The 12687-nt window shown below is 49.1% G+C and carries 12 protein-coding genes and 1 tRNA gene; 2 read left to right on the top strand and 11 right to left on the bottom strand.

The features are described from left to right. Positions 1 to 26 precede the first annotated feature (26 nt). The gene (locus QUF18_RS05135; RefSeq protein WP_289385848.1) at positions 27 to 1073 is read right to left on the bottom strand and encodes a hypothetical protein; all 1047 of its coding nucleotides are present in this window, start codon (positions 1071 to 1073) and stop codon (positions 27 to 29) included. Positions 1074 to 1274: 201 nt separating this feature from the next. Here QUF18_RS05135 and QUF18_RS05130 point away from each other — a divergent pair, with 201 nt between their 5' ends. Beyond that, complete coding sequence (locus tag QUF18_RS05130) at positions 1275 to 1823, top strand: recombinase family protein (RefSeq protein WP_289385845.1); 549 nt, start codon at positions 1275 to 1277, stop codon at positions 1821 to 1823. A gap of 73 nt (positions 1824 to 1896) precedes the next feature. Here QUF18_RS05130 and QUF18_RS05125 read toward each other — a convergent pair whose 3' ends face one another. From QUF18_RS05125 to puuE, 9 genes are all read right to left on the bottom strand, one after another. Beyond that, entirely contained in the window at positions 1897 to 2658 is a 762-nt protein-coding gene (locus tag QUF18_RS05125) for a hypothetical protein (protein ID WP_289385842.1), read from the bottom strand. 235 nt (positions 2659 to 2893) lie between these two features. Then, a tRNA-Gln gene (locus QUF18_RS05120) sits at positions 2894 to 2967 on the bottom strand. A 258-nt stretch (positions 2968 to 3225) separates the two neighbouring features. After that, positions 3226 to 4047: a DUF2793 domain-containing protein gene (locus QUF18_RS05115; RefSeq protein WP_289385840.1), complete on the bottom strand. Its 822-nt coding sequence runs from the start codon at positions 4045 to 4047 to the stop codon at positions 3226 to 3228. Positions 4048 to 4130: 83 nt separating this feature from the next. Further along, positions 4131 to 4487, bottom strand: coding sequence for a hydroxyisourate hydrolase (gene uraH / locus QUF18_RS05110; RefSeq protein ID WP_289385838.1), 357 nt, complete (start codon positions 4485 to 4487; stop codon positions 4131 to 4133). Positions 4488 to 4514: 27 nt separating this feature from the next. Further along, positions 4515 to 5036 carry a 2-oxo-4-hydroxy-4-carboxy-5-ureidoimidazoline decarboxylase gene (gene uraD / locus QUF18_RS05105; protein WP_289385836.1) on the bottom strand — a complete coding sequence of 174 codons (522 nt, stop codon included), beginning with the start codon at positions 5034 to 5036 and terminating at the stop codon, positions 4515 to 4517. A 6-nt stretch (positions 5037 to 5042) separates the two neighbouring features. After that, positions 5043 to 7412, bottom strand: a complete 2370-nt coding sequence (gene xdhB / locus QUF18_RS05100) for a xanthine dehydrogenase molybdopterin binding subunit (protein WP_289385834.1) — start codon at positions 7410 to 7412, stop codon at positions 5043 to 5045. Next, positions 7409 to 8890 (bottom strand): xanthine dehydrogenase small subunit, encoded by a 1482-nt coding sequence (gene xdhA, locus QUF18_RS05095; protein ID WP_289385832.1) that lies wholly within the window; start codon positions 8888 to 8890, stop codon positions 7409 to 7411. The genes xdhB and xdhA overlap by 4 nt, the downstream gene beginning before the upstream one ends. A 148-nt stretch (positions 8891 to 9038) precedes the next feature. Continuing rightward, a complete protein-coding gene (locus QUF18_RS05090) occupies positions 9039 to 9545 on the bottom strand; it encodes an ureidoglycolate lyase (RefSeq protein ID WP_289385830.1) in 507 nt (168 codons plus the stop codon). Positions 9546 to 9547: 2 nt separating this feature from the next. Further along, a complete protein-coding gene (puuE, locus tag QUF18_RS05085) occupies positions 9548 to 10465 on the bottom strand; it encodes an allantoinase PuuE (RefSeq protein WP_289385827.1) in 918 nt (305 codons plus the stop codon). 186 nt (positions 10466 to 10651) lie between these two features. Between puuE and QUF18_RS05080 the strand changes: the two genes are divergently transcribed. Continuing rightward, positions 10652 to 11557 carry an MBL fold metallo-hydrolase gene (locus QUF18_RS05080; protein ID WP_289385825.1) on the top strand — a complete coding sequence of 302 codons (906 nt, stop codon included), beginning with the start codon at positions 10652 to 10654 and terminating at the stop codon, positions 11555 to 11557. A 3-nt stretch (positions 11558 to 11560) separates the two neighbouring features. Here QUF18_RS05080 and QUF18_RS05075 read toward each other — a convergent pair whose 3' ends face one another. Next, complete coding sequence (locus QUF18_RS05075) at positions 11561 to 12472, bottom strand: DUF1499 domain-containing protein (protein WP_289385823.1); 912 nt, start codon at positions 12470 to 12472, stop codon at positions 11561 to 11563. Between the last annotated feature and the right edge of the window lie 215 nt (positions 12473 to 12687).

Genomic DNA, 12687 nt, shown 5'->3' with positions numbered 1-12687 from the left:
TGCTATCGTACTTTGCAACGAATGTGTCATGGCTGTGGTTGGGGTAAGCTTTCTTTGGGCTTCTCTGCCAGTTGTTTTAAAAGGCTACGCAAAAGGTCGTTAGTCTCCTCTTGGTTTGCATGCAACTCTGCCGCAATGCCTTTTACGATGGCTTCATCACCATCACGAAACTCGGTAACAAACCGCTCCACCATACCGTTTTGTGTCTGCTGTGATGTAGCAACTTCACGACTCAACGCTTCGACCGCTGCTACGACTGGATTGCTGGAATAAGCATCCACAATTTTAGATAAAATGGGGGTTGCGATGGCAATCACTACAGCAATAATCCCTATCCTGATTGCTGTTCTCGCTGATGTATCAGTCTTCTGTGACGCTACCTCAAACTTATCAATGAATGAAGCTGCATTGGCTTGTATATCATTACCAATGCTTGCTGCTTTCAACATCACTTCAAGCATTTTTTCAAATCGCTGGTCGATTGAAGCGAGCTTGTCATTCGTTTGATGCGCAGGGTGGTTTGTATAAGGTGGAGATGCAGATAAGTGTTGCTCTTTCTTTAGTACCTTGTCATTTAAATATTTTTCAGAATCACTACCATCAGATATACCGTCAATAAGTACTTTTTGCTCTTTTGCTTTACTTATTATAGATTTTGTTTCAGGTGATGTGCCGGTTAACTTATCAAGACTGTTTGTATATGATTTTAAGTTTTTAGGTGTTTTCATAAAATCTGAGCTAAAAGCAGGTTTAAAATTTTCTAATATTTTAATCCCTTTTACTGCTTCACCTAATGCCCCTCCAGCATTTAAATGGAGGGCACTCATTGGCTTATATAGAGCATTATTCTCTTCTACAGCCTTCATAATATCTGTAAAAGGATGTGTGAAATTTAATGCCGACTTCATCCCATGCAAAGAATTTTCGGTAGCTTTTAGAGCTCCTGAAAAATTATTGTTTATAAAATATTTGGATAAGTCATGATTAAATCCATTATCTCTAAAATTCATAGATGATAAAATCTCAGGTTGAGTATTTTTGTCTTTATCGTCTGGTTGTTTTTCATCATTCATGAATGTGCCTCATACACAATTATTAGATTTCCTGAGAGAATATTGATACTGGCACGTCACTTTGCAATTTTAGTTTATGGTGGCAATCTTATCATCCCCAGCATTCTCAAATCTAGACTTTTGGGACAAGGCTATTGACCCGTCTCAAAACAGTCTCTAAATGCAAGTCTACAAATACCCTTAGAGGTTTGGAGACAGAAAATGATTGTTGCCTATGCCCGTGTTAGTTCCCTTGGACAAGACCACAGCGGCCAGATTGAACGCTTACAGGCGGCAGGAGCTGAGAAGATATTTAGTGAGAAGCAATCCGGCTTAGACAAGGACAGGGAGCAACTCGCTGAGGCGCTTAACTTTGTGCGTGAGGGTGATACGCTTATCATCACGAAACTCGACCGACTAGCTCGATCAGCCTCACATCTTCACCAGATACTTGAATTGCTGGACAAGAAAGGCGTGGGTTTCAAGGTGCTGGACGATGCAGCCTTAGACACAACCACCAGAACCGGCAAGCTCATGTTCGGTATTCTGGCATCTATGGCAGAGTTCGAAACGGCTTTACGCAAAGAGCGCCAGCTTGAAGGTATTGCTAAAGCGAAAGAGAGAGGCGACACAGGCGGTCGACCTAAGACTGTAGATGAAGCCGCAATACGGACACTCAAAGCAGAAGGCAAGTCCGTGCCTGAGATTATTAAGGTCACCGGTGTAAGTCGAGCAGCCGTCTATCGGGCATTGAGTGAAAAGCTGCAATGATTGCGCTCATCTTTTTCATGGGGTGATTATGTGTTTTGGTGATCACCCCGCTCGCTGAATAGTATAACATAAGCTATTTATTCCAATAACGCCCATATACTTTATGTGAGCCGGATAATGCCTCAATTATATTTTTTATATTCGCCTGAACCGATTGGAGAGACGCCTCAAAGTCATCTCCCCAATCAAGCTCATACTCTTGATATCTATCCCCAAAAGCCTCATCGCCAGCACCCTGCCTTCTTTCTTCGTGGTAGCGAATGATATATTCGTAGCGTCTATCAACTATTGATATGACACCATCAATATGTTGCACAGCCAGTAGCGTTTTAGACGAAAGTAATTCCTTAACGTCATTTAGTTGTTCAGAGTTTATAAAGTTGATTATTGATTGAATAGCCCTACTGATACCATTGTCGTCCATGAGAATGTGGAGTTTTTCATCTGACCCTTTCAAAGCTGCTAATTGAATATTAAGGGCACTGATTGCTGCTTCACTTTCGATAAGCCTCCCCCAAAAAGGGTCATATACCTTTTGTATTTTGAGTGCGTCTTTTCTGATGTCTATTTCTCGAACAGCGGCGTGACGTTCTGCTTGTTCTTTATCGCTCTGCCTCATTTGATAAATGGTAGCCCACGCTACGAAGATAGCAATGATACCGGTTATCAGGGTTTGAAAATGATAAATACGGTAACCGATAAGCGCACAAACACCTTGCGCTGTGTCATTGTCAGGCAATACGCTACATGGGTCATAAATAAAAGCAGCGACTACTAAGAACAAAACGCAAGTAGCTGCCAGCATCCCTAAAAATCGCCAGAAATATTTTCTCATTTACCCCTCACCCACCCTAAGGCAATCATAGAGATACTTAATCTAGATGATCAGAAATGTTCAGCAATAAATGATTATGTCTTTTTGCAAGGAATCAAAATCTTACGCCACTTCATTTACTTAAAACGAAGCCCCAGTCACCGACTTTATGAACCCTCTACGTGTACTACCAACGTGTACTACCAGAGGCAATAATTTCACCTTAAGTGATTGATTTTATTTGAAAAATTGGAAGTGGCTGGGGCGCCTGGATTCGAACCAGGGATGCCGGTACCAAAAACCGGTGCCTTACCGCTTGGCTACGCCCCAAAACAAATCACGGAGAGATTCCGTGGCGGTGATCGGCTTATAGCTTCAAGAATTTCATTGTGCAATCCACTGAAATCAGATTTTAACATTTTAAATCAAAGCAAAGCGACCCAATCGCGAATTTTCGCCTTGCAGCGTTGATTTTCACGTATCAAAGCGCTTTTTCAGGCAGAATTTTCATACCAGCCTTGCAGTTTCTCTTCACTGCAGGATGTATTATCAACAGTCCTGCAGTGAAAAAGATAAAGCATAACAAAATTATGCTCCGACAGGCTGGCTATCCTGAATCCAGCGCCAGTGCGTTCCGTCACTAAAAGCTGGTTTAACGCTTTGACCTGATTTCACGAAAACAATTGCGCCTGCACCGCTTTGAGCAGCATTAGGTAAAGTAGCAGTCTCATAACTTCCTACGCGCAACGCCCCATCCACATGCAAAGGCGCTGTCGGCCATACTGATCCGATTGCGACATTACCGCTGGCACGATCAATACGCAGTGCTTGTCGCCATTGTCCGGCATCATCTGCGACTTTGATGCTAAAGTTATTCTCACCCGCCAGCCCCATTTCGGCATAGCCTGTCCAGCCACTTTGAAACAGCAAGGAAGCAGTATTGTCGCTGAGATTTTTATTGATCTTTAGCTGATGCCCCGCCCCGCTATGGGTTAGCAAAACTGCATCGGATGACACGGCCAAACGGTTATAACTGTCAGCGTCAGTATTCACGCCAATCATCGGCTGCGAGTTAATCAATGACTGCCACTGCGTGCCGTTAAAAATCAGCAGCACATTTTCATCAGCAACATGCATTGTCCACCCACGCAAAGGCGTGAAGAAAAACCATTCTGCATCCATGAAAGCCGCCAGCTTCCCATCCTGCGCCTGCCACAAATCTGCGGCACCTGTCGGCACCAGATAGCGCTCCCCTTCCTGTGCAGTCACTGGTGGCGAAGTATATTGTCTGCTGGTCACTGAGAGATGCAAAAGCGCATCAAGATAACGCAGCGCCTCATTATGCGTCACGTGTTTCTGCGCCTGACTGGGCAGAATATACGGCATTTTCAGATTGGGTGTCGTTTCCATATCGTGCTTTTCCCGCTGTTTAAAAACAGGAAAAGTCTATGACCGGAGCCAAAGGCGGGGATAGATTCTCCCCGTTTTACAATTTAACTGCCGCGATATGTCGAATAAGCCCACGGGCTGACGAGCAGCGGCACGTGGTAATTAGCACTCTCATCGGCAATCGAAAAACGGATCGGGATCAGATCGAGAAACGGCAGCTTTGCCAAATAAGCGCCTTGTGAGTCGAAATACTCCGCCACATGAAACTGAATTTCATAAATACCGGCCCGCATTTCAGCCTCACCAAGCAGCGGCTCGTCCGTGCGTCCGTCCAGATTGGTGGTTGTGCGCTTCAGCAGTTCCAGTTCACCGCTGCCTGTGACCTTATAAAACTCAAGGCGCATTGCAGCAGCAGGTTTGCCATGAGCGGTGTCCAGAACATGGGTTGAGAGTTTTGCCATAACTATACCTTTTCTGCTGCATAATATTTATATGGTGAGCATATCCCCCAGCCGCAGCTTAGCGATACGCGCAATCTGCCGCACTGCTTCAGAAATTTCCTGCTCCGGCGTATTTTGTAATCGCGTTTCAAAATTGGAGAGGATCGAATATTTATCATGCCCTTTACCCTCAAAACCACGCACTGCGAGAATAAAGGGAAAGTCAAAGTGCTGCTTATAAGCATCATTCAGGCGATGAAACCGCTCATATTCCGCATCATCCAACCGGTCGAGCCCCGCACCTTTTTGTTCACTGGTTGAGGCGTCAGTCAGGTTTCCTGCACGTGCTGCCTTACCGGCCAGATCAGGATGCGCACGGATCAGCGTCAATTGCTTGTTCACACCAGCTTTTTCAACCGCCTCCACCATCGCCTGATGCAAAACAGAAACTGAAGCGAACGGTCTATGCCCCTCTACAGCCTCTGCCACCCAAGGGGAATGCTCGAAAATACCGCCCAGCGCAGCGATAAAATCTGCCTCAGGCAAGCTATTCAATTCCTGTAAATTCATAACAGACTATTCCTGCTTCTGCCGGTGGCGTAATTTCATGATCGATTTCAGCACGGTTTCCGGTGTGGCGGGTGCATCCAGTTCCGGCGAAAACTGATGATCCGCAATCGAAGCAATCGCATCGCGAATTGCTAACCAGACGGAAATTCCGAGCATCAGCGGCGGCTCACCAATGGCTTTGGAACGGAATACCGTTTCCTCGCGGTTCGGTGCATTTTCCAATATCCGTACATTGAAAATTTCCGGCACATCGCGCGAACCCGGAATTTTATAGGTCGAAGGACCTGCCGTGCATAACCGCCCTGCCTTATCCCACCATAGCTCTTCACAGGTGACCCAGCCCATGCCCTGCACAAAAGCACCCTCAATCTGGCCGAGATCAATCGCCGGATTGAGCGGGAAGCCGACATCCTGCAATAAATCCGCCCGCAGGCAGCGTGTTTCGCCGGTCAGCGTATCCACCGCCACTTCAGCAACGGCTGCGCCATAGGTGAAATAGAAGAACGGACGGCCGCGCATCGTCTTGCCGTCCCAATGGATTTTAGGCGTCGCATAATGGGCAGCTTCCGAGAGTTGCACGCGTTTAAACCATGTCAGCTTGGCGAGTTCGCCAAAGGACATGGATTCATTGCCCGCATAGACACGATTACCACGGAAGATGATCTCGCTCTCTTCTGTGCTGTAATGCTCTGCGGCGACCTTCGTCATGCGAGTTTTAATCGCCGTAGCCGCTTTAAATGCTGCCATACCGTTTAGATCAGAACCGGTTGAAGCAGCCGTTGCAGACGTATTCGGTACTTTGCCGGTCGCTGTGGCTGAGATACGCACCATGTCGAGATCAATCTGGAAGACTTCAGCCACAACCTGTGCGACTTTAACAAACAGCCCCTGCCCCATCTCCGTGCCACCATGGTTCAAGAAAACTGAACCATCCTGATAGACATGCACCAGCGCACCGGCCTGATTGAGTGCCGTGAGATTGAATGAGATACCGAACTTCACCGGCATCATCGCCAATCCACGACGGATCAGCGGATTAGTCGCGTTATAAGCATCGATTTCCACACGTCGTTTTTGCCATTCACTGCTGTTGAGCAGTGTTTCTGTCACCTGTACCAGCCGATTGTCTTCAACTTTCTGGCCATAGGGCGTTTCATCACCGGTCTCATCGCCGTAATAATTGATGGCACGTAGCTGATTGGGATCAAGCCTCAACTCACGGGCAATCGTATCGACAATCGCTTCAATCGCGATAATGCCCTGCGGCCCGCCAAAGCCGCGAAATGCCGTATTGGACACGGTGTTGGTTTTGCAGGCATGACCGATGAAATGCGCATGTTCAATAAAATAAGAATTATCCGCGTGGGTCAGCGCACGGGCAATCACCGGACCGGTGAGATCCGGCAAGTTTCCGGCACGGGCAAGAAACTCAATATCCAGCCCTTTGATACGCCCGCGACTGTCCGTTCCTGCCTGCCAATGCACCACAAAATCATGGCGCTTGCCGGTGGCGATCATATCATCGCGGCGCTTGAGACGCATTTTGCAAGGACGTCCGGTCTTGGCGGCAACCAGCGCGGCGGCACAGGCAATAATCGTTGCCTGACTTTCCTTACCGCCGAAACCACCGCCCATACGCCGCACCTGACATTCCACCGCATGCGCGTGGAGTCCCAACACATGCGCCACATGATGCTGCACTTCGCTCGGATGCTGTGTTGAGGAATGCACCAGCATATCGCCGTTTTCATGCGGCCAGTTCTCACCCGGAATGGCATAGGCAATATGGGTTTCGAGGTAGAAATGATCCTGCCCGCCCATTGAAAGGCGACCGGAAAACTGATGTTCCGCATTGGCAATAGCAGTTTTGGCATCGCCCTGTTGCACCACCTGTTGCGGGATCACATAGCTTTTTTGCCGGTGCGCCTCTTCCACATCCAGTACAGGCGGCAATTCTTCAATATCCAGCTTCACCAGTTTGGCAGCCTTATAGGCTGCTTCAAAACTAATCGCGGCAATCACCGCAATTGCCCGCCCCTGATGATCGAGCAGTTCCTCAGCAAAAAGCGGCTCACCGGGTAATCCGGGCGAAACATCATTGATGCCCGAAATATCATGCACACCCCAGATGCCAACGACACCCGCCTGCGCCAAAGCTTCACTGGCATCCATGCCTTTCAGCCTGCCATGAGCAACCGGCGACAAGATAAAAGCCGCATGAAGCGTATCCGGCAATTCCGGCATATCATCAATATAGGTCGCGCTGCCCACCACATGGCGGCTTGCGGAATCATGCGCAACACCATGACCGATAATGCTGCGCTCGACTTTTTCAATATTATCCGGCGTTGGAAAAGGCTGATTAAGTGCGATCATAATGCCATCACCTCCACCACTTCACCGGCCAGATCATGGCTGAATCGCTCAATAAGATTTTGCGCCACTATCAAACGGTATTCGGCACTGCCGCGCCAGTCACTTAAAGGGTTAAGTTCTGTGGCAATGGCCTGTTTACATGCTGCAACTGTTGCTTCATCCAGCGCTTTGCCGATCAAAGTCTGTTCCGTGCTTTTCACCCGCTTCGGGATTGCTGCCATGCCACCAAAGGCGATACGGGCATCTGTTATAATCCCGTTTTCCCGCGTCACACGGAATGCACCGCAAACAGTGGAGATATCCTGATCGTAGCGTTTGGAAATTTTATAAACGCGGTAATTCTGTATCACGGTCAGCTTCGGCAGCGTGACTGAGGCAATCACCTCATCGCTTCGCAATTCTGTTTTGCGGTAATCAAGGAAGAAATCTTCCAGCGGCAATGCGCGACTGCCATTTGAACCAGCCAGCTCAATCTCAGCGCCAAGCCCGATCAAAGCGGGAGCCCCGTCTCCGATCGGGCTGGCAGTACCAATATTGCCGCCGATTGTGCCCTGATTGCGGATTTGCACAGAGCCGAAACGGCGCAGCAAAACAGTGAGTGAAGGATAATGATTACCGATCGCTTTCAGTACTTCCGCCCATGTGACCGCAGCACCAAACCGGAAGGACGTTGCATCCTCACGAATCTCACGCAACTCGCGCACATGCGCCGTTGAGATCACTTCATCCCAGTCGCTGTGATAGTCGGCCAATGCCACACCGAGATCAGTGCCACCGGCAAGCAGCAGGCTCTGCGGATATTGCGCGCGCATCTCCACCAATTCTTTAAGTGTCTGCGGCTGATGATAGGTTGAGCCATTATGGCTGAAATCCGCTTGCGGACGGATATCCTGCAAAGAACCGGAAAGCAATTGTGCGACCGGCGCACCGCCTTCGGCAATCACCTTGCGTGCCGCTTCAACAATCGGGCGATAGCCCGTGCAACGGCAGAGATTACCTGCCAGTGTATCATGGATCAGCTGATCGTCAGCTTTGGTGCCGGTACTGGCACAATCTGCGGCCAGTCCGCTCAACGACATCACAATGCCTGGTGTGCAGAAACCACATTGGGACGAACCGTTTTCGGCCATTGCAGCCTGCACCGGATGAAGCTGTGTGGTTTTCAGCCCCTCAACCGTGACCAAAGCTTTGCCGTCCAGCTGCCCCATTGTGAGGATACAGCTGTTAACTGCGCGGTAGCGAAACGCTCCGTCATCTTTGTTTGATTGTGTTGCACCCGACGCAGTGTCAGCCTGCGCAATCGCATCCATATCTGTGCCGATTAACACGGAGCACGCTCCGCAATCCCCCTCGGCACAGCCCTCCTTCGTTCCCTTGAGCCGCGCCTCCCCGCGCAACCACTCCAGAACCGTTGTATCTGGCCGGATCTGAACATCCTGCCGGTGACCATTCAGAAAGAAACGGATCATCTGTGTCATGAGACCAGATTGTTACGCCTCTGAATGGCCGTCAAGATGTGCTGTGATGAATGCGGCAAATTAGCTTTGAGATGCGTTTTAAAGCGACATTTCCGTACTTTCCATGCCGCTTTTAAACTATATCTGTTTTCTTCATCTTACCGGATGGTCAAATACTCCTGTTGGAAATCGTGAAATTTTGCTGCGGGAAGTAATATTCCTCCAGATTATTGCCCGCACCACCACGATCTACCACCAGAAAATCCGAAGTCTCATCGAGAGCCAGCAACGGATGATGCCAAACATTGCGATGATAATTCACGCCCTGATTGCCCTTTGCCAGAAAAGCGACCGGTGCATGCGGAACACCATTATTATCTTCTGCAACCACCACCAGATAGTCACGCCCGTTGAGCGGCATAAAAGCTTGTGAGCCTAGCGGATGCCGTTCAACCATTTTAATGGTCAGCGGTAACTCCCATGGCTTGCTACGAAAGATATTGATCAAAACCTGAGGCTCTTCGCCAATAACATCGGCTTTTGCCAAAGCATGGTGGCGCTCGGTAATGTCCCAGTTAATGAGTTTAACCTCGCCTAACCCTGTCTCGATAATATCCCCGAAAGGTGCAAAATCTTCCGGCGTCAAAGCCCGTACCGGCAAATTTATCAGTTCCATGATTATTGCCCTGCCGGTTTGTGATGTTCATGCCAATGGCGGGCAATATTAATACGTTTGGCAACCCAGACTTTTTCATGGGACTGCACATAATCCAAAAAACGCTCCAAAGCTGCGGCACGACCCGGACGACCGACAAGGCGGCAGTGCAGACCAACAGACATCATCTTTGGCGCACCTTCCGCGCCTTCGCGGTAGAGCACATCAAAGGTGTCTTTCAGATAATTGAAGAACTGGTCACCCGCATTAAAACCTTGTGGTGTCGCAAAACGCATATCATTGGTATCGAGCGTATAAGGTACGATCAAAAACGGCTCTTTTGGCCCTTCAATCCAATAAGGCAGTTCATCAGCATAGGAATCAGCGGAATAAAGAAAACCGCCTTCTTCCATCACCAGCCGCAGCGTATTGTCGGAAGGTTTGCCCTGATAGATACCGTAAGGACGCTCACCGGTCAGTTCCGTATGCAGACGCACAGCTTCCTGAATATGACGGCGTTCTTCTTCTTCCGTGAAATCCTTATATTCCAGCCAACGCAGACCGTGGCTGGCAATTTCCCAACCCGCTTCTTTCATCGCTGCAACGGCTTCCGGATTGCGCTCCATCGCTTTGGTCACGCCATAGACCGTCACATCCATATTGCGCTTGGTGAACATGCGCCACAACCGCCAGAAACCGGAGCGCGCTCCATACTCGTAGATCGATTCCATATTCTGGTTGCGCTGCTGTACCCAGCTTTGCGCGCCGACAATTTCAGACAACAGGCATTCAGAACCGGCATCCCCGTCGAGAATGCAGCTCTCCCCGCCCTCTTCATAATTGACCACAAATTGCACCGCGATCTGCGCGCCGTTCGGCCAGCGCGGATCCGGCGTATGACGGCCATAACCGATAAATTCCCGATCACCACATTTTTGCATGTTCTGCTCCCCAATTCTCTTTGCGCAAATTGATAAAACTACCGCTCTTTTGTCAATCTAATATTGTCGACAATTTTAACAATAATTGTCAATTATAATATATCGAGTGGATAAACGGGACAAGTCACCGAAAAGCCTTTATAGACACTCTGTTATTATCGTGATGCCTGCCGGAAAGTCTCTTTGATGTCTCTGAAGTTCGATATGCAATTTGATCCGGCCTATGGTGAAGCGGTAGAGATCGCACCGGATATTCTGCGCGTTACCGTGAATAATGCCAATGCTTTTACTGGTTTTGGCACCAACAGCTATATTATCGGCAAAGACCAGCTCGGTATTATTGATCCGGGGCCTGAGGATGAAGCGCATTTTGAAACTTTGCTGCGTACCATTGCCGGCAGGCCAGTCAGTCATATTTTTGTCAGCCACACTCATCGCGATCACTCCCCCCTTGCCGCAAGACTGAAGCGCGAGACCGGCGCGACCATTGTTGCACAGGGCCCGCATCAGTCTGCCCGCCCGTTGTTTGACGGTGAAAGTAACGCACTGGATGCCAGTGTAGACTCAGATTTTACACCGGATATTTGCGCCAAAGATGGCGAGATTTTCAGCAATACTGACTGGTCTGTGGAAGTGATCCACACACCAGGACATATGGCCAATCATGCCTGTTTTGCGTTACCGGAGCGTGGCATCCTGTTCTCTGCCGATCATGTCATGGCATGGGCAACTACGATTGTTGCGCCGCCGGACGGCTCAATGAGTGCCTATATGCAATCACTGGAGAAGCTGCTTAACCGCAAAGATGTGCTGTATTTTCCGGGGCATGGCGCGCCTATTGCCACGCCGCATCGTTTTCTGCGCGGGTTAAAAACACACCGCAAGATGCGTGAACGGGCAGTACTGGAGCGTGTGATGCAAGGTGATGAAACCATCGCACAGATGGTTGCTGCGATTTATCGCGACACCGATCCGCGTCTGCATGGCGCCGCAGGGCTTTCGGTCTTTGCCCATCTGGAGGATCTGGTATCACGTGGATTAGTACTGACCGAAGGTGATCCGATGCCGGATAGTCTCTATCGTCCGGCCTAACCTTTATTCTTCCGGTGCATCCGGCACGGCATTGCGCATTTCCAGATCAAGCGCATTGAAGAAACTCTCAATCAATGCGGCATTGAAACCTAAATCATAACGCCCGTAACGTGACACTGCGCGCATATCAACCGTTGTCTGTTCTGCCTCATCTCGCAGCCGCACGGCCAGATCACTGCGCAAGCCCAGTATCAAAGTCTTCGCCACACCTTCAACGCTGACATCAATGTCCTCACCGGCAACGCCTGCGCTACCGGTGGCCGTGATGCCCTGTTCCTTCATCACCTTCAGCACAGCCTTCAGAACATGATCCTGCGCACTGTCATATTGCCTGCCGCTCACTTCCGGATAGGCCGAAATCTGTTGCAACATATCCGGCACCGCATCGCTCGTCAGGCTGTTTTCTGCGATCAGATCATTCAGCCCCAAATAGGACAGCATTCTGATACGAAAATTCGGTTCATGCCCCTGCAATAAATCCGGTTCATTGGACATCACCGTGTTGAACTGCACAGAATTTTCGAGATCGGTGGAAATATCATGAATACGTGGTGTTACACTGATTTGCACCAACACAAGTGCAGGCGGCACCAATGTCAGGATAGCAAGAAAACTGGCGCGTAAAGCGCGACGGCCACCGGTATCGCCACTGCGCCACAGATTGTAAAATGATTTGACTGAGAGCAGTAAAGCCAGCACTGCAAAAAACACTGACAGCGCCACAAGAAACACCAGATCAGGCTGTTGAATCAGACTGAACCGATGCAATGCAACACCGACAACCAGCAGGCAAAAACCGATAAATGCGCAAGCCGGTGCATAACGGGCTGAGCGCGAATGACGACGGCTTGTTTTGCGCCGGATGTAATAATTATCAAGCATGAAGGGCTGTTCTACCGGTTGCGTTTTAGCCAAAAACCGCACTTGCTTTTTGATTTACGAAAACTATTTAGCAAAGCCTAGAGCGCATTCTGCTCCGTGTGAAGGGCTTTAAGATAGATTATGTATTAATTGAAAAATATAGCGAATTACCCTCAAAGGCAATCACATCCCGTTTCCGGTCTGGAATTATGCGAACACAGCATAGCTGTCAGGTTTATCAGGAGACGAATAGCTAAAGACCTGTGATT

It is taken from the genome of Pseudochrobactrum kiredjianiae, assembly GCF_030362795.1.
GTDB classification, from domain to species: domain Bacteria; phylum Pseudomonadota; class Alphaproteobacteria; order Rhizobiales; family Rhizobiaceae; genus Pseudochrobactrum; species Pseudochrobactrum kiredjianiae.
Note: the sequence above shows the minus strand (reverse complement) of the source record. Positions and strands in the feature narration are given on the sequence as shown.

What these genes read in the sequence shown, in the direction of transcription:
- xdhB (WP_289385834.1), bottom strand. Translation starts at nt 7,412, where the DNA reads ATGATCGCACTTAATCAGCCTTTTCCAACGCCGGATAATATTGAAAAA.
- uraD (WP_289385836.1), bottom strand. Translation starts at nt 5,036, where the DNA reads ATGAATTTACAGGAATTGAATAGCTTGCCTGAGGCAGATTTTATCGCT.
- puuE (WP_289385827.1), bottom strand. Translation starts at nt 10,465, where the DNA reads ATGCAAAAATGTGGTGATCGGGAATTTATCGGTTATGGCCGTCATACG.
- QUF18_RS05115 (WP_289385840.1), bottom strand. Translation starts at nt 4,047, where the DNA reads ATGGAAACGACACCCAATCTGAAAATGCCGTATATTCTGCCCAGTCAG.
- QUF18_RS05130 (WP_289385845.1), top strand. Translation starts at nt 1,275, where the DNA reads ATGATTGTTGCCTATGCCCGTGTTAGTTCCCTTGGACAAGACCACAGC.
- xdhA (WP_289385832.1), bottom strand. Translation starts at nt 8,890, where the DNA reads ATGACACAGATGATCCGTTTCTTTCTGAATGGTCACCGGCAGGATGTT.
- uraH (WP_289385838.1), bottom strand. Translation starts at nt 4,487, where the DNA reads ATGGCAAAACTCTCAACCCATGTTCTGGACACCGCTCATGGCAAACCT.
- QUF18_RS05135 (WP_289385848.1), bottom strand. Translation starts at nt 1,073, where the DNA reads ATGAATGATGAAAAACAACCAGACGATAAAGACAAAAATACTCAACCT.
- QUF18_RS05125 (WP_289385842.1), bottom strand. Translation starts at nt 2,658, where the DNA reads ATGAGAAAATATTTCTGGCGATTTTTAGGGATGCTGGCAGCTACTTGC.
- QUF18_RS05090 (WP_289385830.1), bottom strand. Translation starts at nt 9,545, where the DNA reads ATGGAACTGATAAATTTGCCGGTACGGGCTTTGACGCCGGAAGATTTT.
- QUF18_RS05080 (WP_289385825.1), top strand. Translation starts at nt 10,652, where the DNA reads ATGTCTCTGAAGTTCGATATGCAATTTGATCCGGCCTATGGTGAAGCG.